Below are 22593 nucleotides of genomic sequence, written 5' to 3'. Positions count from 1 at the left end.
CCGCCTCCCTAAACTGGGTATTTTCAAGCACACATTTGGCTCGGCAGGTCAAAACTTCTTCTATCTCCAGGTAGAGTTTGAGCGGGTTTTAAAGTAAGAATGACTCATGGTTAAAAAGACAAAAAAGATTGCGGTTCAATTGCTTAAGATCATCTTTGCGGTGGGAATTATCTACTGGTTAGTTCAATCAGGAAAACTGAACTTTTCTGCCCTTCGCAATCTTCTTACACCCGGTATCCTTTTGTTAGCCGTTACCATCACAGTTCTAAATTTCTTTTTGGCAAGTGAACGCTGGCGCGTCCTGGTTAAATCCCAAGGAATTCCTGCCAAAGTTTGGTCCTCATTCAAACTGACATTGATCGGCCAGTTCTTTAACTTTGCGATGCCCGGCGGAGTGGGTGGCGACGTCATCAAAGCATACTACTTCACCCGCGAATTCCCAGGCACTAAAGTCGTCGCCGCCACCAGCGTTTTGATGGACCGAGTCCTGGGACTTTACGCTATGATCTTTTTGGCATTGGCTGTAATGATTTACGACTTCAGCCACGTAAGCCATGTGGCAACACTGATGACTTTATTTTATTTTATCATCGCCCTGTTCGTCGTTTTCACTGTGGCGTTGAGTTTGATTTTCTCGTCGAAAATTTACAAAACGCAGATCTTAAAACGCGTGATCAATAAACTTCCGTTAGCTGAAAAATTTATGAAGATCTATGAAAGTCTGCACCTGTACGGCAACAGCATTCCGCGTATCGCACAGGTCATCGGCATCAGCTTGATTGCCCAATCGACTGCGATTCTGTTTTTGTACATGGTAGGCGTTGTCTCTGGATACACAGACATTCCGGCAAAAACATATTTCTTAGTCGCACCACTGGGCTTTATGGCCACAGCGATCCCCATCTCCCCTGCTGGCGTGGGAGTGGGTCAAGCGGCATTTTATTTCCTATTTAACATCTACACAGGTCACTCCAGTGAAGTCGGCCCCACCACAATCACAGCCTTTCAGGTGTGCTCGTTCGTGGTAAGCCTTTCTGGAGCCTTCTTTTACATGCGCTATAAACGCCCAAATGATATGTCAGCTGCCGCTGATATGGCTTGATACGAAAATTTAGAATTTTCTGCGCGGAACTTTTCAAGAGTTTCGCGTTCTTTGTCCAACTTCTCTGATCTAAATAAATAACAAGAGCCAATTCCCGCGGAATAAGCAGCCATCAAATCCGTCGCACTGTCACCGACCATGATGGAATTCTTCATATCGATTTTCAATTTATCCTTCACCATCTGAAACATCCCCACACGTGGTTTTCTTAAACCGGCAAGCAAGCGTCCCTCAGGTACGGATTCATTTTCAATATATGAAGACCAAACACATTCGTCGATCCAGGCGCCTTCATTCGCCAGCAGCTTCAGCATACGTTGATGTACTTGCTTATACTCCTGCCACGAAATTCTGCCACGACCAATTCCCGATTGATTGGTGACCAAAGCCACCCAATAGCCTTCAGCATGAGCTTTATGAATCAGCTCCACCACTTCGGGAATCAATTCGACCTGATGAGGATCTTTATTATAGGGAACGTTTTTAACCACGACATCGTCGCGATCTAAAAACAAGCACGGAGCGTGATCCATCTCGGGACTGTTCCAGTTTTCAATCAGCGAATCAAATTGCGGCACGAGACTGCTCCAGAATGCCACCCACGCTGAAACGTCTTCAGTGGTCCACAGATAATCCACTGTTGCCGGAGAGGTATTTCCGGGAGCAATCCAGACGCGTTGTCCTTGCACATGGGCATCAAGCCCTGCAAGCACCGCCTCTTGCCCTTCAAAAAAGAAAATCAAATCATGGATGCCCGTTTGATAGCGGCCGCTCACAAAATCACTTTTGTTACGAACAGTGAACGGAATCTTCATAGCGAAAGACTGCGACAAGGGCTCTAACCACTGTTGGAAATCCTGCGGCGCCTGGTCCTTGATAAACACCAAAACCCCACCCATTCGAACTGTATCTGCAACTAACTGAGCCCATGATTTCATATACCTAAAAACATACGACAATCCCCCTGTACTGTCCTCGCTTTTCACTTGCCGCCACGCATTTTTGTCATAAACTTTAAAGAGTTTCGAATTCGACCTTCCATCGCGAGGATATCTATGACATTGCTATTAAAACAGCTCTACAATTTCATTAAACTGCTGAATTCCGACACCGACACAATGCCATTAGCATTCGGACTGGCACTGGGACTGCTCCTGGGGTTCGCGCCTTTCTTCTCAATTCAAACAGCGATCGTTTTGTTGATCGTGTTTGTATTCAGAGTGCAACTGGGAGCCGCTTTTCTTTCTGCATTCTTTTTTAAATTCGTAGCATTTCTTTTCGACACCCCGGCACATCACTTGGGCAAAGCGGTTTTGGAAATGGAAAGCCTGCGCCCTTTGTTTGTCAGCATGTACAACATGCCCTTCGTCCCGATGACTCGCTTTAACAACAGCATCATTATGGGCTCCATGATTGTATCGGTGATTTTATTTCCATTCGCCTACTATGGCTTTAAATCTTTGATCCTGGCATACCGCGCGACAGTCGTTGCGCGCATCCGAGACACCAAAGTCTGGAAGGCACTCAAAGCCACAAAGTTTTACGACTGGTATAGCAAATACAACGATCTTTACGGCCGATAGGAATTAGCATCATGGCAAACATTCAAAAAAATCCCGAAGTAAAAAAGAAAAAAGGCATCATTCGCTGGGGTGCCCTGGTTCCTTTCGTTGTTATCTGTTTGTTGATCGGACTTTATTTCCATTTCTTCTTTGACGGACACTTGCGCCGAGCTATGGAATGGGGCGGTTACAAAGCCCTGGGCGCCGAAGTTAATATCGCTGATTTAAAGACCAGCTTTTTTAACGCCGATATCAGCATCAAAGGCATCGAACTGACTGACGCAGAAAAACCAACTCACGATTCTATTAAAATCGGCGAAATCCGTTTCGGCATGTTGTGGGACGCACTTCTTCGTGTGAAGTTCGTGATCAACGAAGCTGTTGTCGAACAAATCGAATTCGGTGTGAAAAGAGCTTACCCGGGTAAAGTCGCTCCTCCGCCGCCGATCTCAAATGAACCAGGCATGCTCGCAGCTGAAGGCGGCAAACTAAAATCCCAAGCCGAAAAAGAATTGCAAGATCGCTATGGCGAAAATGTTTTGGGCGATGTGATTAATATGCTCGGTGGAGCCGATCCGAATGCCCAATTGCAACAGCTGCAGTCTTCACTGCCAAGCAAAGCGATGATCGAAAAGTTCCAGCAAGACTTGAATACAAAACAAAAAGTCTGGGACGAGCGTTTAAAAACACTGCCACAAGGAAAAGAAATTCAATCCTTGGGTGATCGCCTGAACAAGATCCAGTATAAAGATTTTAAAAACCCTCAGGAATTGCAAACGGCCTTACAACAGTTAGACGCCGTTTACAAAGATGCTGATGGCAAATATAAACAGATCCAAACCGTCAGCAATGATTTGAATAACGATCTAAAAGCTTTGCAAACTCAGTACGGCGAAATTGAAAAGCAGGTGAAGGTCGACGTCAAGTCCCTGGAACAACACTTCCGCATTCCTCAAGTGGATGCGAAAGCTCTTACGATGGCTGTCTTTATTCGCTATCTGGAGCCATATAAGGCAAAGTTCTTCCGCTATAAAGCCTTGGCCGAAAAATACATTCCACCAAAGTATTTGAAAAAAGGCCAAGCCAAATCCGAAGAGGAAGAAGTTGCCATTCAACCGCATCCTCGTGAAAAAGGAATTACGTACGAGTTTGGGCGTCCTAATTCCTACCCGATGTTCTGGGTGAAACGAACGGCTGTCAGCTCTCAAGCAGGACTGACTCCGAACTCTGGCAACGTTAAAGGTGAAATCCTGGATATCACTTCCAACCAACGCCTGGTCGGCCGTCCAACGATCGCCACATTGGCAGGTGATTTCCCAGCGATGGATATTCTAGGATTTTTGTTAAAGCTTTCTATCGATAACCGCAAGGACGATTCCGTGATCGACTATCAGTTCAAAGTTGATCAATACGCCATCGAAGGCAAAGACCTGGTTAACAGTCCGGAAGTTAAAATCGCCTTCAGCAAAGCTCATGGAGCTATGGGCATTCAAGGTTCGCTGGTGGGTTTGAAAAACCTCGCGGTGGACTTCGACAACAAATTCACAAAAATCGACTACGCGGTTTCATCGACAAATCAAATTGCTGATGAAATTTTGAAAGCCGTTTTTGCAGGAATTCCCGTGGTGACTTTGACTGCGAAAGGTCAAGGCGATTTGCCGAACATACCCCTTTCGATCAACTCGAACTTGGGACCAGAGCTTTCCAAAGGTTTTGAAAAGCAGATCCAAGCCAAAGTCGAAGAAGCTCGTAAAAAAATTCAAGCTTACGTAGATCAGGAAATCGGCAAACAAAAGGCGCAAGTGGAAGCACAAATCAACCAGTTGAAGGGCCAATTCGACAAAGAAGTCAAAAAAGCCCAAGAACAGTTAGAGGCGCAAAAAAAACAAGTCGAAGCGAAAGTCGAAACAGCGAAAAAAGACGCAGAAAACCAAGGGCGCAAGCAACTTGAAAAAGAAGGTCAAAAAGCTGTCGAAGATTTGAAAAAGAAATTTGGGTTTTAAGAACCTACTCCGACATTGTCGGAGTGCCTCCAGCTACGCTCGGATCAAAATGTCCTTCAATAGATTGATATCAACGGGTTTGCTCAAATACGCATCAAACCCGTTGCTTCGAGAATCCATTCTGCCCTCAGCCGTCGCCTGAGCCGTCACGGCCACAATCAAACCGACATATCCTTTTTCACGCAGCAACGCAGCCGCCTGATAACCATCCATCACCGGCATTTTGATATCCATTAAGATCACATCAAAGTTTTTAGTTAAAGCCCGATCCACACCCGCTTGACCATTTTCACTGGTTTCAACAATGGCACCTTCACGCATCAGATATCGCGCCATCAAGGCACGTAAATCATCCGAGTCATCAACCACCAAAATCTCGCGATCTTTCAAATGATTCGTTTCTTGGGGCACCAGAATCTGCTCTCGAGTTCCGTAACGAGCTTCATGGGGCGAGACCATTTTTAGCTCTGACGCCTTACCAACCGGCAGTACGAATTCAAAAGTACTCCCATCCCCCAACATTGAGCGAACCAGGCGCAAATCCCCGCCCATTCCACGAGCCAGCTGGCGACTTAGCGCCAATCCCAGCCCCGAACCAGGCACTCGTTGAACCTCGGGGTTTTCTCCACGCATGAAAGGCTCAAACAGATGTCGTTGCACATGATAGTCCATGCCCATGCCAGTATCGGAAACCATCAGACTGATGAATCCTTCTCCTTCGATATTGGAATAGAAACGAGCCTGAACCTTTACATTCCCTTGTTCAGTGTATTTGACTGCATTGGAAAGAAGATTGATCACCACCTGACGGAAGCGCACCGGATCAGAAGAAATCACCGCAGGGAAATGAGTTTCAAAGTTTATTTCTAAATTATGTTTTGAACTATCCAACGTCGAACGGATCATCGCCACGGAATCTTCCAACTCCAAGGCCGGGTTCATCGAGCACGATTGAAAATACAAACCCTTGGATTCAATTTTGGAAAGATCCAAAAGATCATTCACCAAGGTCACCATGAACTTACCTTGACGGTGAATCGCCTCCACATCTTGGCGGTTCTGTTTATCCAAAGCCGGACTCCCCAGTAACGTTTCCGAATAACCTAAGATCGAAGCAATCGGCGTGCGAATCTCGTGGCTGGCGTTCGCCAACAAAACCGACTTCCCACGATTGGCAGCTTCATGAACATCACGTTCCCGGCGGAGCAGGTCTTCGTTCTTTTTCGTCGTGATATCCCAGGCGATTCCCGTCATACGATAGGTCGTTTTAGGATCTTTTGAAATTTTACCTTTAATAGCGATATGTCGAGATTGTAAGTTTTGATCCAGGCATTCAATTTCTGTATCCAGATCTCCTGGCGTAACGAAATGCTTTTTCAAAATATCCTGCAGCTGCTCCAGACCTTCCGGAAACAGTTCAATATTTCCATTGTATTCCAGATGATTCGATTCCACATACCAGTCCCAAGACAGGGCATTGCTGGAAGCCATCGCCATACGCAGATGCTCCTCGTTCTTCTTAAGCTGATAATCCAAAGAGATCATCCGCAAGATCGCGCGATTCAAATTGCGACCGATAAAGGACAGCAAAATCAAATAGAACAAAATCAAAATACCCAAAAGATGATGATGAGGCACTTCTGACAACAGCAGATAACCAAAGCTCCATCCTATCAAAGCCGGTGCCGTCAGACAGGCCATCGCCTTTTTTGAAGACACGTAGTAGATCAAAGGACCCGCGGTCATAGAGGCGATAATTAAAGACGCCAGAATCTGCAAAGAGATATCCGTAGTAGAAGCCGCCATGACTCCCACGGCTCCCCAGCCTAAGCCCGAAATCAAAAGTTGGGAGTAAAGCAAGTACTCCCAGAAGCGCAGGGCTCGTCTATTCGTTACGGCCTGTTTCTTTTTGTTCCATTGCCACAGCGAGATCATACGAATGGTCACAGTTGTAACCATCGCACTCATCCATATTTCCAAAATCAGATGAGGAACCAGATCCCAAGCCACCCACAGAAACGCCAACCCGTTACCCAATATCGCAAAAGCACCTTTAAGATGCTCTTGATAAATCAAATCCAGTTTTCTGATTTTGAAATCAAGGCTCTCGGTATTGGTTTTTCTAGAGAGGAGGGTGAATGAAGATAGCTTCGCCATGGCAGCGATGATGTATCAACTCACTTCTGGATTTTCAATGGGGTCACGCAATTGTAATGAAGAGACTGCTCGGGCAACTCCAAACTTCATTTGAGTTGATATGAGTTCATTCCGCATCTTTTGAAAGTGACGTAATTTGTGTTTATCTTAAGCACCCTTGTTTTTATTTCAGAAAGTTTCGTCGACGTTGTTTGCAGGACCTGTAAAGGAGTTCGTCACAATCTCGTAAATTACTAGAATCATTAGCTATTTTGGCTCGCATTTGTAGTTTTCCCTTTTTTTGATGTCATCGTGAGTGCTAGGCTTTTAAGTGAGGTAGTAAATATATGAAAACGATGAAACTAAAAAATCTGCTGATCCTAAGTGTGATGACAAGCATGACTGCAGCCTGCTCAAAAATGGAATTCGCACCAGTACAAACAGAATTGGCTTCATCCGCACCTACTAATTCAGTAAGTTTCTCTCAAGTGGTCGGATACGGAAATAAACAGGTCGACTTCTTGATCGTGTTTGACGACTCGAACTCGATGCTTCCCGATCTTAAAAAGCTCGCAGCAAGTCTTGGCGACTTTGTTGGCGGCCTTGAGACTTCTGGCATTGACTGGCAAATGTGTATGACTACGACACGCGCCATGAACAATGTATGGGGCTTTTCAGCCGATTTCGTAGGTTACTCCCCTGCCGGCGGAACGCCTGCGTATCTTTTGAAAAAAGGAACACCGAACTTAACAACTATTTTTGAAAACACTGTGAATGCCATGACTATTGGCGGATCTGGCTCGGCCGACGAACGCGGCCTGAAGGCGACTTACAATCACTTCGCTTTAGCTGGATCAAATGGTTGTTACCGTGCAGGAGCTGCGGTATCGGTCATTATCGTATCGAATGAAGACGAACGCTCTGTGGGCGGTGATGCTTCTAAAATGAAATCCACTGATGCTGCCGGAAGCCTTTTGCCATTGGAAGCTGAAGACATGCCCGCTAACGTGGTTGCGATGGCGAAACAAAAATTCGGTAGCGACGTTCGCTTTACATTCAACAGCATCATCGTAAAACCAGGCGATAAATCTTGCGAGGCGATGCAAGACGCCGCATCCGCTTCTCCAAGCCATGAAGGTGTTGTCTACGACAATCTTTCTATGATGACGGACGGCGGAGTGGGTAGCATTTGTGACTCCAGCTTCGTTAACAACTTAAACACTTTCCGCGATAAGATCGTGAACTCGATGACTCACATGACCCTACAATGTGCTCCAGTGGCGAATTCCGTGAAAATCGGCATCAACGGAGCAAACTTCACTCAATTTAAAGTTGAAGGTAACATCCTGAAATTCAATTCACCATTGATCGAAGGAACTAAAATCGACCTGGCATTCGACTGCCCGTAATTTTTAGCGGCAAGAAATTGCGTCTAAGAATCTAAAAACTAACCTCGTGAGCTTGCTAGAGACATAGGACATGTCTCTAGCATTTTCTGTTCCCGAATAAGCAGAAGTTCGACGGCTATTTTGTTTTCCCCAAAAGAGAATCCATATATTCCAAAGAATCTTTGGTATGCCAATCGATAGAACCGACCAGCTTTTTCACCAGCTTCTGATCTTTATTCAGAATCAATGACTCAGGCAAACGCGCCACTTCGAACATCTTCATCAAACTGCGATCTTGATCATAAACGATCTTAATATTCTCGCCCTTGAGTTCTGGAAAGGATTTAAGGAAGACATGGATATCGGCTTCATTGCTATCACCCGAAACCGCGATCAATTGAATTTCGCCTTTGTATTCTTTGATAAGTTTGATCAATGAAGGCACTTCCTCAACACAAGGACCGCACCAGGAAGCCCAAAAGTTCAGGATGACTACTTTACCCTTCATTTGATTTAGATCAAAGGATTGGCCCTCCAGCGCTTTAGAAGTGAAATTAGGAACGCCTTCAGTTTCCATTTTCTCGATAGCAGAGATATTCGATGGCGACTGCGACACTTTACTCATAAAAAAGTGATTGAACGCCCAAACAGCCAAACCACCTACGACTAAAACCAGAACTAAAGCTTTCAGATGTTGTTTCATCGATGCGCCTCCAGATGTGAAAATACCAAAAAAAAACCCAGGTTGCCCCGGGTTTTTTGAAAATCAATTTTGATCCTCGAAATTAAGCGCGAGATTTCGCACGTGCTTTCTTTTGAGTCTTTTTAACAGTTTTCTTTTTAGCAGCTACAGTTTTAGTAGTCGCTTTTTTTGCTTTCGCAGCAGTTTTCTTAGCTGGTTTTTCTGATGCTTTAGCAGATTTCTCTTCTTTAGCTGCAGTTTTTGCTTCGAAATCGTAGTCTACGAACTCAAGGAAAGCCATCTCAGCAGTGTCACCAGGGCGACGACCGATTTTGATGATACGAGTGTAACCACCTGGACGAGAAGCAAAACGAGGAGACAAGTCCTTCATGATGATGCTTACAACGTTTTTATTTGGGTAGCGAGACAACAACAAACGAGTTGTGTTCAAGTCACCTTTTTTACCAAGAGTGATAGCGCGCTCAACGTGACGGCGAGTTTCTTTCGCACGGTCAACAGTTGTAGTGATACGGCCGTGCTCAACTAGAGACTCAACCAAACCACGCAACAACGCTTTTCTTGGGCCAGATTTACGATCGAAATGCTTAACTCTTCTTCTGTGTGAACTCATTTTGTTCTCCGGTTAAAACGTGCGGACCGTATCAGGTATCCTCACGATAGAACTCTCAAGCGTAATTGCTTAGAGTTACTTTTGTCGGGCTCCAGCCCTCACCAACTCCCCTCGAGGAGTTGATGCCATCACATACTTGTGATTACTGTTGTGTTTCTCTTTTTACTGGCGGTTGAGAAGGATCCCAACCTGGAGGCGGCCAACCTTCGATTTTCATACCGAGGCCAAGACCCATCTCGCCCAAGATCTCTTTGATCTCGTTCAAAGACTTGCGTCCAAAGTTTTTAGTTTTAAGCATCTCTGCTTCAGAACGAACAACCAACTCACCGATGTAACGGATATTGGCGTTTTTCAAGCAGTTCGCAGAGCGAACAGAAAGCTCAAGGTCATCAACTGAACGGAACAAGTTCTCATTCAATGAAGGTGAACCAAGCTCACGAGATTCTTCAACTGGCTCCATGCTTTCATCGAAAGTAAGGAAGATTTGAAGTTGTTCTTTCATGATTTTAGATGAAAGAGCAACAGCTTCGTCCGGCTTCAATGAACCATCAGTCCAAACTTCCAAAGTCAAAGCATCATAGTCAGTTCTTTGACCAACGCGTGCATTTGAAACATTGTAGTTAACTTTACGGATTGGGCTGTAAAGAGCGTCAACACCGATAAAGCCAACTGGAAGATCAGTTTCTCTGTTTTCAACTGGTACGTAACCGCGACCGAAACTTACAACGATTTCCGCGCTGAAGTTAGCATTCGCACCCAAAGTAGCGATATGGTGATCTGGGTTTAGAACCTCGATCTTATCAGAAACTTGGATATCCGCTGCAGTCACTTTGCCTGGACCTTTTTTGGAGATCTTCAATGTCAAAGAGTCTGAAGTGTACTGTTTGAAACGTACTTCTTTAAGGTTCAAGATGATGTCAGTAACATCTTCAAGAACGTCTGGGATCGTCGTGAACTCGTGCAATACGCCTTCGAATTTAACCGCAGTAATTGCAGAACCCATCATTGAACTAAGAAGAATTCTTCTTAGGGAGTTACCAAGAGTAACCCCGAAACCTCTTTCGAGGGGACGGATAATGAATTTTGCGTAGTCATCACGAAGAGTATCACGATCAACCTCGAATCCCTTCGGTTTGATCATCTCTCTCCAAAACTTATAATAATGCTCTTGCATGGATCCCCCGAGAAGTTAAATTATCTTGAGTAGTATTCAACAATCATGTTTTCTTCAACTGCAACTGTTACGTCTTCACGGTTAGGAAGATCTTTAACAGTACCTTTGAAGGCACCATGATCGGCTTCAAGCCATGCTGGAACAGAACGTCTAGCAACGGATTGAATAGCAGCTTGAACTTTAGCCATTTCACGGCTTGATTCAGCTACTGTGATAACATCGCCCTTGTTAACAAGGATGCTTGGGATGTTAGCTCTCTTACCATTCAACAAGAAATGGTTGTGCTTAACAAGCTGTCTTGCTTCGCGGCGAGAGTTAGCGAAACCCAATGCGTATACAACGTTATCAAATCTCGTCTCAAGAGATTTAAGAAGCTCAGTACCAGTCAATCCTTTTGAACGGCTAGCTTCGTGTACGTATTGTACGAATTGTTTCTCAGAAACACCGTAGTATCTCTTAGCTTTTTGTTTTTCACGCAATTGAAGTGCGAATTCAGAGAACTTCAAACGAGACTGACCATGTTGTCCTGGTGGATAAGGTCTTCTTTCAAAAGAACACTTATCAGTATAACAACGGTCACCCTTCAAGAAAAGTTTTACGTTTTCGCGACGGCAAAGTCTACATACGCTTTCGTTAATGCAGCTCACGATATATCTCCTTAGATTCTTCTACGCTTAGGTGGACGGCAACCGTTGTGGGGAACAGGAGTGATATCTTTAAGAGTCAAGATTCTCATACCTGTTGCAGCCAACGCACGAATTGCAGGTTCACGACCAGCGCCTGGGCCTTTTAGATAAACGTCCACAGATTTCATGCCTGCTTCCATAGCTTTTTTTGCAGCGTCTTCTGCCGCGACTTGAGCTGCAAATGGAGTACCTTTACGGCTTCCTTTGAAACCGAGGTGACCTGCTGAGGACCAGGACACAGTAGCACCGTTTGGATCTGTCATCGTTACGATAACATTACCAAAATTAGCTTGGATGTAGCAGTTCCCTTGTGGAACGTTTCTTTTTACTTTTTTCTTAGCAACTGTCTTGTTTTTATTTTCAGTATTCATCGTTAAGATCCTTTAACTACACGGCTTTTTTCTTGTTAGCTACCGTCTTCTTAGGACCTTTACGAGTACGTGCATTAGAACGAGTGTTCTGACCACGAACTGGTAAGCCTTTGCGATGGCGAATGCCACGGTAACAGTTAAGATCCATCAAACGTTTAATAGATTGGCCAACTTCACGACGAAGATCACCCTCTACTTTGAAATTTTGTTCGATGATGCCACGGATTTTAGCGATGTGCTCGTCAGTCAAACCTTCAGTTCTTAGAGTTGAAGGAATGCCTACTTGCTTGCAAATCATAGCTGCACGAGGACGTCCAATGCCATAGATGTATGTCAACGCGATTTCAACGCGCTTATTTCTAGGTAAGTCGACACCAAGAATACGTGCCATGATTAACCCTGCCTTTGCTTATGTTTAGGGTTTTCGCAAATAACGCGAATAACGCCTTTTCTTTTAATAACTTTGCATTTGTTACAAATTGCTTTTACTGATGGTCTTACTTTCATAAATGTCTTCCCATACTTGCTAGTGTTTTTTAGCCCCAAAATGGGCCAAAAATAACAGCAAAAATACAAACGAGGAGTCGGACGCTATCACCGAGCTTCATTAAAGTCTAGAGATAAAATAACAATAGTGGTTAGCTTATTATTTTTTCGATCTCATTATAGACAAGCTCAGTGTCCCTATTACCGTCGACCTGGATGTACTTTCCTGATTTTTTATAAAATTCTTTTAGTGGGCTTGTGAACTCCTGGTAGGCCTTGAGACGCGTCCCAATAACCTCAGCTTTGTCATCGTTACGTTGAACGACTTCGCCGCCGCAGTTGTCACATTTACCTTCCGTCTTGGTAGGCTTGCTGACGATGTGGTAGACTGCCCCGCAATTTTTACATACGCGTCTACCAGTTAAACGATCCATCAAAATTTCCATTGGAACTTCCAAAAAAATGGCTTTCCCAATAGAAAGTGTCATCTTATTCAAAAGGCTGTCCAATGCTTCGGCTTGCGCCACAGTTCTTGGAAAACCGTCCAGGATAAAGTTTTTTACGCCTTTTTGAAGTACTTCCTCAACCATACCGATAACAATGCTATCTGGTACCAATTGACCTTTATCCATGTACTCTTGGGCTTTTTTACCAAGGTCCGTTTGGCCCTTGATTGCTGCTCTGAATAAATCCCCAGTGCTGATCTGAGTCATGCCTAAGCGTTTGATTAACAGCTCAGATTGCGTACCTTTACCAGCCCCCGGGGCTCCAAACAGAATCAGGTTCATTAAAATTGAACCCTTCTGCTGCGGATTTTAGCACCCTTCATGAAACCTTCGTATTTTTGAGTGATCATGTGAGATTGGATTTGCTGAGCAGTATCCAAAGCAACACCGACCAAGATCAAAAGTGACGTACCACCGAAGTAGAACGGAAGACTCATTTGAGAAGCCAAGATACCTGGCATCACGCAGATCGCAGAAAGATAGATACAACCCAAAACGTTCACGCGCTCAAGAACTTTTTGGATGTAATCAGCCGTGCTTTTACCAGCACGAACCCCAGGAATAAAACCGCCGTACTTTTTCAAGTTGTCAGCTACTTCATTCGGGTTGAACACGATTTCAGTATAGAAGAAAGAGAAGAATACGATCAAAGCCACAAACATGATGTTGAAGATTGTGCCTGAAGGATTCAAAGAATCTTGAAGCGCTTTCAACCATGGAGTGTGTACGAACTGAGCCATTGTCGCAGGGAACATTAGCAAAGAACTCGCGAAGATCGGCGGGATAACCCCAGAGAAGTTGATTTTAATTGGAAGATGACTTGTAGGAGTCTGCATAGACTGCATACCGCCGCCACCCGCACGTTGAGAATACTGAACAGTAATTCTACGTTGAGCGACTTCCATGTAGATAACCGCAGCGATGATTGCAACCATTAGAACCAATAGAAGCAATACTACAGCGAATTTCATTTCGCCAGAAGCAACAAGTTCCCAAAGACGTTGACCGCCTTGTGGAATAGCAGCTGCGATACCAGTAAAGATGATTAAAGAAGAACCGTTACCGATACCTCTTTCAGTGATTTGCTCACCCAACCACATGATGAAGCAAGTACCTGCTGTCAACGTGATGATTGTCATCAATTGGAAAGGAAGGAATGCCACAGTCGGTGCGATCACAAGAGAACGACCATCTGGGCTTGTGGAGTTCATCAACCAAGTTGAGATACCGTAACCTTGTACGATAGCCAAAGCTACAGTCGCATAGCGAGTGTATTGGTTGATTTTGCGACGACCAGCTTCACCTTCTTTTTTCAAAGATTCCAACATTGGAACCGCTGAAGTCAGAAGTTGGAAAATGATCGAAGCAGAGATGTAAGGCATGATTCCCAGTGCAAACACGCTGAACTGGGAAAGTGCGCCACCCGTGAAGGTATTAAATAGGCCGAAAATTCCATGCGCTTGCGCTTGGAAAAATGAAAGCACCGCAGTTCCATCCACGCCAGGCGTTGGAACGTGAACTCCGATTCTGTAGACGGCCAATAAGGCCAACGTGAAGAATATACGTTTACGAAGATCCGAATTCTTTGCGATGCTTTCAATTGCAGACACTACTTAATTACCTCGACTTTGCCGCCAGCAGCTTCAATAGCTTTCTTAGCGCTTTCTGAAAATTTGTGAGCTTTTACAGTCAAAGCTGTTTTTAGCTCGCCATTCCCCAAAATCTTAACCGCGCCCTTGTTAACAAGTCCAGCAGTGAAAAGAGTTTCGGGAGTTACTTCTCCAGAAAATTTAGCAAGTTGTCCGATATTAACAATCTCAAAGTTGTTAGCGAACGCGACGTTGCTAAAACCAAATTTAGGCAAACGACGGTGCATAGGTGTTTGACCACCCTCGAAACCACGACGCACAGTACCGCCAGTACGAGCCAATTGACCCTTGTGACCTTTAGTAGATGTGCCACCCATACCAGAACCGATACCGCGACCGATTCTTTTTGGAGCGTGTTTTGATCCAGCTTTAGGAGCTAGTTGATTAAGCAAGCTCATGGATTACCCCTTAACTTCAACATTTACTAGATGTTGAACTTTCATGATTTGGCCACGGTTTGCAGGAGTGTCATTCACTTGTGCAGTAGAATTAACTTTCTTCAAACCAAGGCAACGAACTGCATCTTTTTGTTCTTGAGTGCAGCCGATAGTCGATTTTTTCAATTTTACGATAAATGTTTTAGCCATGATCGCCTCCGATTATTTGCTCAACTCTTTAAGTTGATTCAAACCATCGATTGTTGCTCTTACTGCATTGTGCGGGTTACGAGTACCAACACATTTAGTAAGAATGTCTTTTACGCCAACTGACTCAAGAACGGCACGAACTGCACCACCCGCGATCACACCAGTACCTGGAGCTGCTGGTTTCATGATAACCTTAGCAGCACCGAATTTACCGATAACTTCGTGAGGGATTGTGCGACCTTCTTTAAGAGTCACAGATTTAGCTGATTTTTTAGCAGATCTGCTAGCTTTACCGATAGCTTCAGGAACTTCGCCTGCTTTACCGGAACCAAAACCAACATCTCCAGCTTTATTACCAACAACTACTAGAGCTGCGAAAGAGAAGCGACGACCACCCTTAACAACTTTTGTTACACGGTTGATCGCTACTACGCGCTCTTCTAATTCAGCTGCTTGAGCTTGAACTTTCTCCACATTCACTCCTTAGAAATTGAGGCCGCCCTCACGAGCGCCATCAGCTAGAGATTTAACACGCCCGTGGTACAAGTAACCATTACGGTCAAAAACCACGCTCTTAATGTTCTTTGCAGTTGCAGCTTTCGCTACTTCTACGCCAACAAGCTTAGCCATCTCAACACCAGATTTGTCCTCTTTACCAAGAGAAGAAACGGACACAAGAGTGTGACCAGTAACGTCGTTGATAACGCTTGCGTACATATGCTTACCGCTTCTGTAAACGCAAAGACGAGGTCTTTCATCAGTACCGCTAACAGTTTTGCGGATTCTGATTTTCTTTTTGAGGCGATTAACTTTTCTATCGCTTGTATGTTTGCTCATTTTTAATTTCATACATTACCTCTATTTACCAGCAGACTTACCGGCTTTACGACGGATGTGCTCACCAGCGTAACGAACACCTTTACCCAAGTATGGCTCTGGTGGACGGAATGAACGGATTTTAGCAGCTACTTGACCAACAAGTTCTCTGCTAGCGCCAGTGATTGAAAGTGCTGTTTGTTTTTCAACTTTAATTTCGATGCCTTCAGGGATATCGAAAACTACAGGGTGAGAGAAGCCCAAAGAAAGCTCCAACTTTTTACCTGCAACGTTTGCACGATAACCTACACCTTGAAGCTCAAGACCTTTAGTGAAGCCTTTAGTAACGCCAGTTACTGCGTTTTGAACCAAAGCTCTGTAAAGGCCGTGCAATGCACGAGCATCTTTAGTGTCGTCTTTACGAGTCAACACTACTTTGTTGCCATCAACTTTAGCTGTAACTTGAGGCTGCATAGCAATCTTCAAAGAAGATTTAGCGCCTTTAATCACAACTTCGTTAGCAGGTGTAACATCTACTTTTACTGTGTTATCAAAAATAACGGGTGCTTTACCAATACGAGACATAAATCACCTACCAAAGTGTCGCAAGCAATTCGCCGCCGAGATTTTGCTCAGCTGCTTGCTTACCGCTCATGATCCCTTTGCTTGTGCTGATGATGGACATACCCATACCAGAACGAACTTGAGGAATTTTATCTGATTTAACATAAACGCGACGGCCCGGACGGCTTACACGGTCGATAGAGTTGATGGCATGGCCACCAGCTTCATCGTACTTCAAGTAAACACGCATGATGCCTTGCTTAGAATCTTTAGCAACTTTGAAGCTGCGGATAAGACCTTCATTAACAAGGATCGTTGCGATACCAGCGCGAACTTTAGAAGCAGGCAAATCAACTTTTTCGTGTTTTGCTGCTCCCGCATTTCTAATAATTGTAAGGAACTGAGAAATTGTATCCATAGTTTTCCTCTTACCAGCTAGCTTTCGTTACGCCAGGTAGTTTACCGTCAAGCGCAAGTTGTCTGAAGGCGATACGAGACAAACCGAATTTTCTGTAGTTACCACGAGGGCGACCAGAAAGTTCACAACGTGTGATAACACGGTTGATGTTTGTCTTTTGAGGAAGAGCTTGAAGCTTTTTACGAGCTTCTGCTCTTTCGTCATCAGAAAGTTTCATGTCAACGGCCTTATTTCTAAGCTCTGTTCTGTATTCAGTGTAGCGCTTAGCAATTGCTTTTCTTTTATTGTTTTTAACAATACTTGATTTACGTGCCATCGTTCATCCTACTTTCTGAAAGGCATGCCAAGTGCTTCAAGAAGCGCTCTGCCTTCAGTATCGTTTTTAGCTGTTGTACAGATTGTGATGTTCATACCACGAGTTTTATCAACTTTATCGAAGTTGATCTCAGGGAACACGATTTGTTCCTTAAGACCCATGTTGTAGTTACCACGGCCGTCGAAACCCTTGTTCGGCAAACCACGGAAGTCACGTACGCGAGGTAGTGCCAAAGTGTTTAGACGATCAAGGAATGACCACATTCTCTCTTTTCTCAAAGTCACGCGAACACCCAATGGGATGCCAGCACGCAATTTGAAGTTAGAGATAGCTTTTTTAGCTTTAGTGATAACTGCTTTTTGACCAGAGATCGCTGTGATCTCGTCAACAACAGTGTTCAAAATTTTTGGATTTTGAACTGCTTCGCTCAAGCACACGCTAAGAGTGATTTTCTCCAAGCGAGGAACTTGCATTACGTTTTTAACTCCCAATTGTTTTTGAAGAGCAGGAGCGATCTCTTTATTGTATTTAGCTTTTAAGCGATTCATCTCATACCCCTTACAGAACTTCCGGAGCCAAAGATACGATCTTAACGAACGACTTCGCTCTCAACTCTCTGGCAACTGGGCCAAAGATACGAGTTCCAATTGGTTCTTTATTGGCGTTGATCAAAACAGCAGAGTTATCATCGAAACGGATGTAAGAACCGTCTGGACGACGAAGTTTTTGAACAGTTCTAACTACTACTGCTTTCGCAACGTCACCTTTTTTAACTTTAGCGTTTGGCAAAGCTTCTTTGATAGAAACAACGATAACATCACCGATAGATGCTACACGACGTTTAGAACCACCAAGGACCTTTACGCACATAACTTCTTTTGCGCCAGAGTTGTCAGCTACATTTAGTCTAGTTTGCATTTGAATCATGACAACACCCCTATGCTTTCGCCGTCTCTACGACTTCAGACAAAGCCCAACGTTTAGTTTTGGAAAGAGGACGTGTTTCACGGATCTTAACGATATCACCAATTTTTGCTTGGTTTTTTTCGTCATGAGCTTTGAACACAGAAGTCTTCTTAACATACTTACCGTATTTAGCGTGTTTAACCATGCGGTAGATTAGGACAGAGATAGTTTTATCCATCTTGTCACTGATAACCTCACCAACTACTTCGATTTTACGACCACGAGTATTTGTTTCAGTTGTCATTTACTACCTCGCTACTTTCTTTACGATTGCTGTATTGATTTTCGCGATAGAACGACGAAGATCACGAATTTCAATTGGATTAGAAAGTTGACCAATTGAGTTCTTGATACGAGCTTGGAACAACTCTTCAGAAAGAGCTGCTCTTTTCTTTTTCAATTCAGTTACAGAAAGATCTTTAATCTCTACGAACTTCATAACTACTCCCTAACCAAGAAACGAGTTTTGAAAGGAAGTTTGTGAGCTGCGCGTTCGAAAGCTTCTTTAGCTTGTTCACGAGTCACACCGTTCATTTCGAAAAGAACTTTTCCAGGAAGAACACGGGCTACCCATAGCTCCGGGTTACCTTTACCGCTACCCATACGAGTTTCAGCTGGTTTTTTTGTTACCGGTGTATTTGGGAATACACGGCACCAGATTTTACCACCACGCTTAACTGAACGGGAGATAGCAATACGACCTGCTTCCAACTGACGTGCTGTAAGACGTCCTTCCTCAACTGCTTGAAGACCGAAATCTCCAAAATCAAGGTTAGAACCTCTGTACGCAAAACCAGTTGCGCGGCCTACAAATTGTTTACGCCATTTTACTCTTTTAGGACTTAACACGACCTGCCTCCTCAACTTCGCGAGCAGATAAGATATCGCCTTTATAGATCCATACTTTCAATCCGATGATACCGTATGCAGTTAGAGCTTCAGCAGTACCGTAGTCGATATCTGCACGCAATGTATGAAGAGGAACGCTCTTCTCATTGTACCACTCTGAACGAGCAATCTCTGCACCATCAAGACGACCGGAAACACGGATCTTGATACCTCTCACGCCGCCTTTGATCGCAGCTGCAATAGATTTTTTAAGAGCTCTTCTCCAAGAGATACGTTTCTCAAGTTGTTGAGCAATGCTCTCAGCGACGAGCTGAGCATCGAGGTCTGGCTTGCGCACTTCTTGGATGCTCAAGAAAACTTCGTTGGGTGTAAGTTTTTGAACTTCCGCTTTAAGAGCGTCAATACCAGTACCTTTTTTACCAATAACAACACCTGGGCGAGCAGTCGAGATGATGATTTTAATCTTCTTCGCTGCACGTTCCATTTCGATTTTAGCTACACCAGCATGCTTAAGTTTACCTTTTAGGTATTTTCTTAGGCGGATGTCTTCATGTAGATTTTCGAAATATTGGTTACCCTTCGCATACCAGCGAGAGTCCCAAGTTCTAATAACACCAACGCGTAAACCAATTGGATGAACCTTTTGTCCCACGATTATTTCTCCTCAAGTACTACGTTGATGTGGCTTGTTTTCTTACGAACACCGAATGCACGGCCTTGAGCGCGTGGACGGAATCTCTTAAGAACCGGACCTTGATCAACCCAGATGGCTTTAACAACCAAGTTATCTACGTCCATAACTTTTTTGTATTCAGCGTTAGCAACAGCAGATTCGATAAGTTTCTTTACCATACCTGCAGTTTTTTTGTTCAAGAAAGTAAGAGTTTTAACAGCTTCGTTCACGTCTTTACCGCGAACTAGGTCTGCAACAAGTCTTGCCTTTTGGGCACCTACTCTTGCGTATTTTAGGCTAGCTTTAACTTCCATTATAAACCTCTACTACTTCTTAGCAGCAGCTGGAGCTGCGGCTTTCTTCTCAGCGTGGCCTTGGAAAGTTCTTGTTGGAGCAAACTCACCGAGTTTGTGACCAATCATGTTCTCAGTGATGTAAACTGGAACAAACTTTCTACCGTTGTGAACTGCGAACGTAAGTCCGATAGTTTCTGGAAGAATTGTTGAGCGACGAGACCAAGTTTTAATAACTTTTTTGTCGTTTTTTGCGATCGCATTGTCGATTTTCTTTTGTACAGACAAATCAACGAATGGACCTTTTTTAATTGAGCGTGCCACAGTCTACTCCTACTTACGTCTCTTGATGATTGAAGAGTCAGTTCTCTTATTATGTCTTGTCTTGTAACCTTTACATGGTTGACCCCATGGAGTTACAGGATGATGACCTTTACCCACACCTTCACCACCACCCAATGGATGGTCTACTGGATTCATGTGCATACCACGAACTGAAGGACGGATACCTCTCCAACGAGAGCGACCTGCTTTACCAAGATTGATATTTTCATTGTCAGTATTTCCAACTTGACCGATAGAAGCGCGGCATACTGAAAGAACCTGCTTCAACTCACCAGATGGCATACGTACTTGGCAGTACATATCACCTTTACCAGCCAAAGTCGCGCTCGCACCTGCACCTCTGCAAATTTGACCACCTTTACCTGGGCGCAATTCGATATTGTGAATTACTGTACCAACAGGGATAGCTGACAAAGACAAAGAGTTACCTGGTTTGATGTCGGCTTTGTCTGAAGAAAGTACAGTGTCGCCTACATTCAAGCCAACTGGCGCGATGATGTATGCTTTCTGACCGTCTACATAGTTAAGAAGAGCGATACGGCAAGTTCTGTTTGGATCGTACTCGATCGCAGCAACTTTCGCTGGCACTTCTAGTTTCATACGTTTGAAATCAATCAAACGGTACTTACGTTTATGACCGCCACCTTGGTGACGAATAGTAATTTGACCGTGATTGTTACGAGCTGCTTGTTTCTTAAGAGGAGCAAGCAAAGACTTCTCTGGAGTTGTCTTTGTGATTTCTTTGAAATCGAAACCAGTCATTCCTCTACGACCATGAGAGCGCGGGGCGAACGTCTTGATACCCATCTCTATACTCCCTCAAAAAGAGCGATCTTCTCACCTTCAACAAGCTTAACGTAAGCTTTTTTCCAGTAAGGGACCTTTGTTGCACCAAACTTCGAGTTTTTAGAGTGACCGCGGCAAACGCTAGTTCTTACGCTGTCTACTTTAACTTTGAAGTTCTTTTCTACTGCTGCTTTTACTTCTGTTTTAGTAGATTTCATATCTACTTCGAACACGTAAACGCCAGCTGCGTTGTGGTATGTGTTTTTCTCCGTGATTAGTGGAGTTTTAATTACTTGTTTCATCTTACGCTTTCTCCATTGAGCAGCGATCTACGATTTTTGCTACAGAATCTTTAGTGATGATTGCAGCATCGTATTTCAAAAGATCAAACACGTTCAAACCTTCAACTGGGAAGTATTTGAATGTTGGAAGATTTTTTGAAGCTTGATTGAACTTGTCGTTAACATTTGCATCGATCAAAACTGCTTTTTTCAAGCCGAACGCTTTAAGACGTTTGCTCAATTCAGCTGTTTTACCTTCAGATTGCATGCTGTCTACTACGAACAACTTGCCTTCTTTTTGAAGGTGAGAAAGTGCCATGCTCAAACCTAAGCGACGAACTTTTTTAGGAAGTACGAACGCGTAGCTGCGAGGTTGAGGACCGAAAGCGGTACCACCACCAGGCATCAAGATAGAACGGCTAGAACCTTGACGAGCTCCACCAGTACCTTTTTGTTTGAAAGGCTTCTTACCACCACCGCTCACTAGACCTTTTGTTTTAGTCATGTGAGTACCTTGGCGACGGCTAGCCAATTGCCATTGAACTACTGTGTGCAAAACTTCTTTTTTGATAGGAGTTTCGAAAACATCAGAAGCAAGATCGATAGATCCAACTTTTTCTTTTTTCCAGTTTAGTACATTTACTGTTGCCATATTACACTCTCACCAATTTCACCAAAGTGTTTTTCGCACCTGGAACTGGGCCCTTAACCAAAACAACGTTTTCAGCGTGGATGATCTCTACGATTTCAACGTTCTTTACAGTTACTGTTTCGTTACCAAGATGACCTGGGAATTTCTTACCTGGCATTACGCGACCTGGCCATGTTCTGTTACCAGAAGAACCCGGACGACGGTGGAATTTAGAACCGTGTGAACCAGGTCCACCGGCGAAGTTCCAACGTTTCATAACGCCCGCGAAACCTTTACCTTTAGATTTCGCTGTCATTTTAACAGTGTCACCTTTAGCCAAAGAGTCGATAGATACTTGGGCGCCTACTGTAAGACCTTCTGGAATAGCTTGACGAATTTCTTTTACGAATCTCGCGCCATTTTCGAAGCCAGCACCTTTAAGGTGGCCTTGTTCAGCTTTGTTTGAATTTTTAGCTTTTTTAGGCTCGCAAGCTACTTGGATAGCTTCGTAACCATCAGCTTCGTTAGTTTTGATTTGAGAAACAAACCAAGGCTCATAACGAAGAACTGTAACAGGAATGGCTTCACCTTGTTCATTATAGATGGTAGCCATACCTTCTTTAAATGCGAACAAGCCATCAAGTTTTAGGCCTGCTGCAGACGTTTGTGTGTTTTCTGTAGTTTCGCTCACG

Annotated in this window: 34 protein-coding genes; 4 read left to right on the top strand and 30 right to left on the bottom strand. The window is 44.1% G+C overall.

Annotation, left to right across the window (positions count from 1 at the left end):
• Positions 1 to 106: 106 nt before the first annotated feature.
• Positions 107 to 1102, top strand: a complete 996-nt coding sequence (locus tag DOM22_RS04090; RefSeq protein ID WP_142699154.1) for a lysylphosphatidylglycerol synthase transmembrane domain-containing protein — start codon at positions 107 to 109, stop codon at positions 1100 to 1102.
• Here the strand turns inward: DOM22_RS04090 and DOM22_RS04085 are convergent.
• The gene (locus DOM22_RS04085; protein WP_142699153.1) at positions 1057 to 2040 is read right to left on the bottom strand and encodes an HAD-IIIA family hydrolase; all 984 of its coding nucleotides are present in this window, start codon (positions 2038 to 2040) and stop codon (positions 1057 to 1059) included. The two genes, DOM22_RS04090 and DOM22_RS04085, sit on opposite strands and share 46 nt — an antisense overlap.
• 117 nt (positions 2041 to 2157) lie before the next feature.
• Between DOM22_RS04085 and DOM22_RS04080 the strand changes: the two genes are divergently transcribed.
• Positions 2158 to 2685 carry a TIGR03546 family protein gene (locus DOM22_RS04080; protein WP_142699152.1) on the top strand — a complete coding sequence of 176 codons (528 nt, stop codon included), beginning with the start codon at positions 2158 to 2160 and terminating at the stop codon, positions 2683 to 2685.
• Between the two features lie 11 nt (positions 2686 to 2696).
• Entirely contained in the window at positions 2697 to 4667 is a 1971-nt protein-coding gene (locus DOM22_RS04075) for a TIGR03545 family protein (RefSeq protein WP_142699151.1), read from the top strand.
• Positions 4668 to 4700: 33 nt separating this feature from the next.
• Here DOM22_RS04075 and DOM22_RS04070 read toward each other — a convergent pair whose 3' ends face one another.
• The gene (locus DOM22_RS04070) at positions 4701 to 6824 is read right to left on the bottom strand and encodes a hybrid sensor histidine kinase/response regulator (RefSeq protein ID WP_142699150.1); all 2124 of its coding nucleotides are present in this window, start codon (positions 6822 to 6824) and stop codon (positions 4701 to 4703) included.
• A 326-nt stretch (positions 6825 to 7150) separates the two neighbouring features.
• On the opposite strand from DOM22_RS04070, the gene DOM22_RS04065 reads away from it, so the two are divergent.
• Positions 7151 to 8212, top strand: coding sequence for a hypothetical protein (locus DOM22_RS04065; protein ID WP_246845839.1), 1062 nt, complete (start codon positions 7151 to 7153; stop codon positions 8210 to 8212).
• Between the two features lie 115 nt (positions 8213 to 8327).
• Here the strand turns inward: DOM22_RS04065 and DOM22_RS04060 are convergent, their stop codons facing one another.
• The 28 genes from DOM22_RS04060 to rplC all read right to left on the bottom strand — a co-directional run bounded on the left by DOM22_RS04060 (position 8328) and on the right by rplC (position 22592).
• Positions 8328 to 8894, bottom strand: coding sequence for a TlpA disulfide reductase family protein (locus tag DOM22_RS04060; RefSeq protein WP_142699149.1), 567 nt, complete (start codon positions 8892 to 8894; stop codon positions 8328 to 8330).
• Between the two features lie 82 nt (positions 8895 to 8976).
• Positions 8977 to 9504: a 50S ribosomal protein L17 gene (gene rplQ, locus DOM22_RS04055; protein ID WP_142699148.1), complete on the bottom strand. Its 528-nt coding sequence runs from the start codon at positions 9502 to 9504 to the stop codon at positions 8977 to 8979.
• Between the two features lie 142 nt (positions 9505 to 9646).
• Positions 9647 to 10678, bottom strand: a complete 1032-nt coding sequence (locus DOM22_RS04050) for a DNA-directed RNA polymerase subunit alpha (protein ID WP_142699147.1) — start codon at positions 10676 to 10678, stop codon at positions 9647 to 9649.
• A 20-nt stretch (positions 10679 to 10698) separates the two neighbouring features.
• The gene (rpsD, locus tag DOM22_RS04045) at positions 10699 to 11325 is read right to left on the bottom strand and encodes a 30S ribosomal protein S4 (protein WP_142699146.1); all 627 of its coding nucleotides are present in this window, start codon (positions 11323 to 11325) and stop codon (positions 10699 to 10701) included.
• A gap of 11 nt (positions 11326 to 11336) precedes the next feature.
• Positions 11337 to 11735, bottom strand: coding sequence for a 30S ribosomal protein S11 (rpsK, locus tag DOM22_RS04040; RefSeq protein WP_142699145.1), 399 nt, complete (start codon positions 11733 to 11735; stop codon positions 11337 to 11339).
• A 16-nt stretch (positions 11736 to 11751) separates the two neighbouring features.
• Entirely contained in the window at positions 11752 to 12126 is a 375-nt protein-coding gene (rpsM, locus tag DOM22_RS04035) for a 30S ribosomal protein S13 (RefSeq protein ID WP_142699144.1), read from the bottom strand.
• Between the two features lie 2 nt (positions 12127 to 12128).
• A complete protein-coding gene (rpmJ, locus tag DOM22_RS04030) occupies positions 12129 to 12242 on the bottom strand; it encodes a 50S ribosomal protein L36 (protein WP_011165332.1) in 114 nt (37 codons plus the stop codon).
• A 131-nt stretch (positions 12243 to 12373) separates the two neighbouring features.
• Positions 12374 to 13009: an adenylate kinase gene (locus DOM22_RS04025; RefSeq protein ID WP_142699143.1), complete on the bottom strand. Its 636-nt coding sequence runs from the start codon at positions 13007 to 13009 to the stop codon at positions 12374 to 12376.
• The gene (gene secY, locus DOM22_RS04020; RefSeq protein WP_142699142.1) at positions 13009 to 14337 is read right to left on the bottom strand and encodes a preprotein translocase subunit SecY; all 1329 of its coding nucleotides are present in this window, start codon (positions 14335 to 14337) and stop codon (positions 13009 to 13011) included. The genes DOM22_RS04025 and secY overlap by 1 nt, the downstream gene beginning before the upstream one ends.
• Positions 14337 to 14774 (bottom strand): 50S ribosomal protein L15, encoded by a 438-nt coding sequence (gene rplO / locus DOM22_RS04015; protein ID WP_088615291.1) that lies wholly within the window; start codon positions 14772 to 14774, stop codon positions 14337 to 14339. Before rplO ends, secY begins: the two co-directional genes overlap by 1 nt.
• 3 nt (positions 14775 to 14777) lie before the next feature.
• A complete protein-coding gene (gene rpmD, locus DOM22_RS04010) occupies positions 14778 to 14963 on the bottom strand; it encodes a 50S ribosomal protein L30 (protein WP_142699141.1) in 186 nt (61 codons plus the stop codon).
• A gap of 12 nt (positions 14964 to 14975) precedes the next feature.
• Positions 14976 to 15437, bottom strand: coding sequence for a 30S ribosomal protein S5 (gene rpsE / locus DOM22_RS04005; RefSeq protein ID WP_142699140.1), 462 nt, complete (start codon positions 15435 to 15437; stop codon positions 14976 to 14978).
• A 9-nt stretch (positions 15438 to 15446) separates the two neighbouring features.
• Positions 15447 to 15812, bottom strand: coding sequence for a 50S ribosomal protein L18 (rplR, locus tag DOM22_RS04000; RefSeq protein WP_142699139.1), 366 nt, complete (start codon positions 15810 to 15812; stop codon positions 15447 to 15449).
• A gap of 9 nt (positions 15813 to 15821) precedes the next feature.
• Positions 15822 to 16364: a 50S ribosomal protein L6 gene (rplF, locus tag DOM22_RS03995; protein ID WP_142699138.1), complete on the bottom strand. Its 543-nt coding sequence runs from the start codon at positions 16362 to 16364 to the stop codon at positions 15822 to 15824.
• A 7-nt stretch (positions 16365 to 16371) separates the two neighbouring features.
• The gene (gene rpsH, locus DOM22_RS03990; protein ID WP_142699137.1) at positions 16372 to 16761 is read right to left on the bottom strand and encodes a 30S ribosomal protein S8; all 390 of its coding nucleotides are present in this window, start codon (positions 16759 to 16761) and stop codon (positions 16372 to 16374) included.
• Positions 16762 to 16771: 10 nt separating this feature from the next.
• A complete protein-coding gene (rpsN, locus tag DOM22_RS03985) occupies positions 16772 to 17077 on the bottom strand; it encodes a 30S ribosomal protein S14 (protein ID WP_142699136.1) in 306 nt (101 codons plus the stop codon).
• A gap of 8 nt (positions 17078 to 17085) precedes the next feature.
• Complete coding sequence (gene rplE / locus DOM22_RS03980) at positions 17086 to 17625, bottom strand: 50S ribosomal protein L5 (RefSeq protein ID WP_142699135.1); 540 nt, start codon at positions 17623 to 17625, stop codon at positions 17086 to 17088.
• 10 nt (positions 17626 to 17635) lie between these two features.
• Complete coding sequence (rplN, locus tag DOM22_RS03975; protein ID WP_088615299.1) at positions 17636 to 18004, bottom strand: 50S ribosomal protein L14; 369 nt, start codon at positions 18002 to 18004, stop codon at positions 17636 to 17638.
• 10 nt (positions 18005 to 18014) lie between these two features.
• Positions 18015 to 18287 (bottom strand): 30S ribosomal protein S17, encoded by a 273-nt coding sequence (gene rpsQ, locus DOM22_RS03970; RefSeq protein WP_088615300.1) that lies wholly within the window; start codon positions 18285 to 18287, stop codon positions 18015 to 18017.
• Between the two features lie 3 nt (positions 18288 to 18290).
• Complete coding sequence (rpmC, locus tag DOM22_RS03965) at positions 18291 to 18482, bottom strand: 50S ribosomal protein L29 (RefSeq protein WP_088615301.1); 192 nt, start codon at positions 18480 to 18482, stop codon at positions 18291 to 18293.
• A gap of 2 nt (positions 18483 to 18484) precedes the next feature.
• On the bottom strand, positions 18485 to 18892 hold the full coding sequence (gene rplP, locus DOM22_RS03960; RefSeq protein ID WP_088615302.1) for a 50S ribosomal protein L16: 408 nt from the start codon (positions 18890 to 18892) through the stop codon (positions 18485 to 18487).
• On the bottom strand, positions 18879 to 19544 hold the full coding sequence (rpsC, locus tag DOM22_RS03955) for a 30S ribosomal protein S3 (RefSeq protein ID WP_142699134.1): 666 nt from the start codon (positions 19542 to 19544) through the stop codon (positions 18879 to 18881). Before rpsC ends, rplP begins: the two co-directional genes overlap by 14 nt.
• Before the next feature lie 2 nt (positions 19545 to 19546).
• Positions 19547 to 19879 (bottom strand): 50S ribosomal protein L22, encoded by a 333-nt coding sequence (gene rplV, locus DOM22_RS03950; RefSeq protein WP_142699133.1) that lies wholly within the window; start codon positions 19877 to 19879, stop codon positions 19547 to 19549.
• Positions 19880 to 19891: 12 nt separating this feature from the next.
• The gene (gene rpsS / locus DOM22_RS03945) at positions 19892 to 20182 is read right to left on the bottom strand and encodes a 30S ribosomal protein S19 (protein WP_142699132.1); all 291 of its coding nucleotides are present in this window, start codon (positions 20180 to 20182) and stop codon (positions 19892 to 19894) included.
• 9 nt (positions 20183 to 20191) lie between these two features.
• On the bottom strand, positions 20192 to 21010 hold the full coding sequence (gene rplB, locus DOM22_RS03940) for a 50S ribosomal protein L2 (RefSeq protein ID WP_142699131.1): 819 nt from the start codon (positions 21008 to 21010) through the stop codon (positions 20192 to 20194).
• Between the two features lie 2 nt (positions 21011 to 21012).
• The gene (gene rplW, locus DOM22_RS03935) at positions 21013 to 21291 is read right to left on the bottom strand and encodes a 50S ribosomal protein L23 (RefSeq protein WP_142699130.1); all 279 of its coding nucleotides are present in this window, start codon (positions 21289 to 21291) and stop codon (positions 21013 to 21015) included.
• 1 nt (position 21292) lies between these two features.
• The gene (gene rplD, locus DOM22_RS03930; RefSeq protein ID WP_142699129.1) at positions 21293 to 21922 is read right to left on the bottom strand and encodes a 50S ribosomal protein L4; all 630 of its coding nucleotides are present in this window, start codon (positions 21920 to 21922) and stop codon (positions 21293 to 21295) included.
• Between the two features lies 1 nt (position 21923).
• Positions 21924 to 22592 (bottom strand): 50S ribosomal protein L3, encoded by a 669-nt coding sequence (gene rplC, locus DOM22_RS03925; RefSeq protein ID WP_142699128.1) that lies wholly within the window; start codon positions 22590 to 22592, stop codon positions 21924 to 21926.
• Position 22593: the final 1 nt, after the last annotated feature.

Origin of the sequence: Bdellovibrio sp. ZAP7 (assembly GCF_006874645.1) — a bacterium.
In the GTDB taxonomy this organism is placed as follows: domain Bacteria; phylum Bdellovibrionota; class Bdellovibrionia; order Bdellovibrionales; family Bdellovibrionaceae; genus Bdellovibrio.
This window is presented reverse-complemented; position numbering and strand designations above follow the sequence as displayed.

What these genes read in the sequence shown, in the direction of transcription:
- DOM22_RS04090 (WP_142699154.1), top strand. Translation starts at nt 107, where the DNA reads ATGGTTAAAAAGACAAAAAAGATTGCGGTTCAATTGCTTAAGATCATC.
- DOM22_RS04085 (WP_142699153.1), bottom strand. Translation starts at nt 2,040, where the DNA reads ATGAAATCATGGGCTCAGTTAGTTGCAGATACAGTTCGAATGGGTGGG.
- DOM22_RS04080 (WP_142699152.1), top strand. Translation starts at nt 2,158, where the DNA reads ATGACATTGCTATTAAAACAGCTCTACAATTTCATTAAACTGCTGAAT.
- DOM22_RS04075 (WP_142699151.1), top strand. Translation starts at nt 2,697, where the DNA reads ATGGCAAACATTCAAAAAAATCCCGAAGTAAAAAAGAAAAAAGGCATC.
- DOM22_RS04070 (WP_142699150.1), bottom strand. Translation starts at nt 6,824, where the DNA reads ATGGCGAAGCTATCTTCATTCACCCTCCTCTCTAGAAAAACCAATACC.
- DOM22_RS04065 (WP_246845839.1), top strand. Translation starts at nt 7,151, where the DNA reads ATGAAAACGATGAAACTAAAAAATCTGCTGATCCTAAGTGTGATGACA.
- DOM22_RS04060 (WP_142699149.1), bottom strand. Translation starts at nt 8,894, where the DNA reads ATGAAACAACATCTGAAAGCTTTAGTTCTGGTTTTAGTCGTAGGTGGT.
- rplQ (WP_142699148.1), bottom strand. Translation starts at nt 9,504, where the DNA reads ATGAGTTCACACAGAAGAAGAGTTAAGCATTTCGATCGTAAATCTGGC.
- DOM22_RS04050 (WP_142699147.1), bottom strand. Translation starts at nt 10,678, where the DNA reads ATGCAAGAGCATTATTATAAGTTTTGGAGAGAGATGATCAAACCGAAG.
- rpsK (WP_142699145.1), bottom strand. Translation starts at nt 11,735, where the DNA reads ATGAATACTGAAAATAAAAACAAGACAGTTGCTAAGAAAAAAGTAAAA.
- rpsM (WP_142699144.1), bottom strand. Translation starts at nt 12,126, where the DNA reads ATGGCACGTATTCTTGGTGTCGACTTACCTAGAAATAAGCGCGTTGAA.
- rpmJ (WP_011165332.1), bottom strand. Translation starts at nt 12,242, where the DNA reads ATGAAAGTAAGACCATCAGTAAAAGCAATTTGTAACAAATGCAAAGTT.
- DOM22_RS04025 (WP_142699143.1), bottom strand. Translation starts at nt 13,009, where the DNA reads ATGAACCTGATTCTGTTTGGAGCCCCGGGGGCTGGTAAAGGTACGCAA.
- rplO (WP_088615291.1), bottom strand. Translation starts at nt 14,774, where the DNA reads ATGAGCTTGCTTAATCAACTAGCTCCTAAAGCTGGATCAAAACACGCT.
- rpmD (WP_142699141.1), bottom strand. Translation starts at nt 14,963, where the DNA reads ATGGCTAAAACATTTATCGTAAAATTGAAAAAATCGACTATCGGCTGC.
- rplR (WP_142699139.1), bottom strand. Translation starts at nt 15,812, where the DNA reads ATGAAATTAAAAATGAGCAAACATACAAGCGATAGAAAAGTTAATCGC.
- rplF (WP_142699138.1), bottom strand. Translation starts at nt 16,364, where the DNA reads ATGTCTCGTATTGGTAAAGCACCCGTTATTTTTGATAACACAGTAAAA.
- rpsH (WP_142699137.1), bottom strand. Translation starts at nt 16,761, where the DNA reads ATGGATACAATTTCTCAGTTCCTTACAATTATTAGAAATGCGGGAGCA.
- rpsN (WP_142699136.1), bottom strand. Translation starts at nt 17,077, where the DNA reads ATGGCACGTAAATCAAGTATTGTTAAAAACAATAAAAGAAAAGCAATT.
- rplE (WP_142699135.1), bottom strand. Translation starts at nt 17,625, where the DNA reads ATGAATCGCTTAAAAGCTAAATACAATAAAGAGATCGCTCCTGCTCTT.
- rplN (WP_088615299.1), bottom strand. Translation starts at nt 18,004, where the DNA reads ATGATTCAAATGCAAACTAGACTAAATGTAGCTGACAACTCTGGCGCA.
- rpsQ (WP_088615300.1), bottom strand. Translation starts at nt 18,287, where the DNA reads ATGACAACTGAAACAAATACTCGTGGTCGTAAAATCGAAGTAGTTGGT.
- rpmC (WP_088615301.1), bottom strand. Translation starts at nt 18,482, where the DNA reads ATGAAGTTCGTAGAGATTAAAGATCTTTCTGTAACTGAATTGAAAAAG.
- rplV (WP_142699133.1), bottom strand. Translation starts at nt 19,879, where the DNA reads ATGGAAGTTAAAGCTAGCCTAAAATACGCAAGAGTAGGTGCCCAAAAG.
- rplB (WP_142699131.1), bottom strand. Translation starts at nt 21,010, where the DNA reads ATGGGTATCAAGACGTTCGCCCCGCGCTCTCATGGTCGTAGAGGAATG.
- rplW (WP_142699130.1), bottom strand. Translation starts at nt 21,291, where the DNA reads ATGAAACAAGTAATTAAAACTCCACTAATCACGGAGAAAAACACATAC.
- rplD (WP_142699129.1), bottom strand. Translation starts at nt 21,922, where the DNA reads ATGGCAACAGTAAATGTACTAAACTGGAAAAAAGAAAAAGTTGGATCT.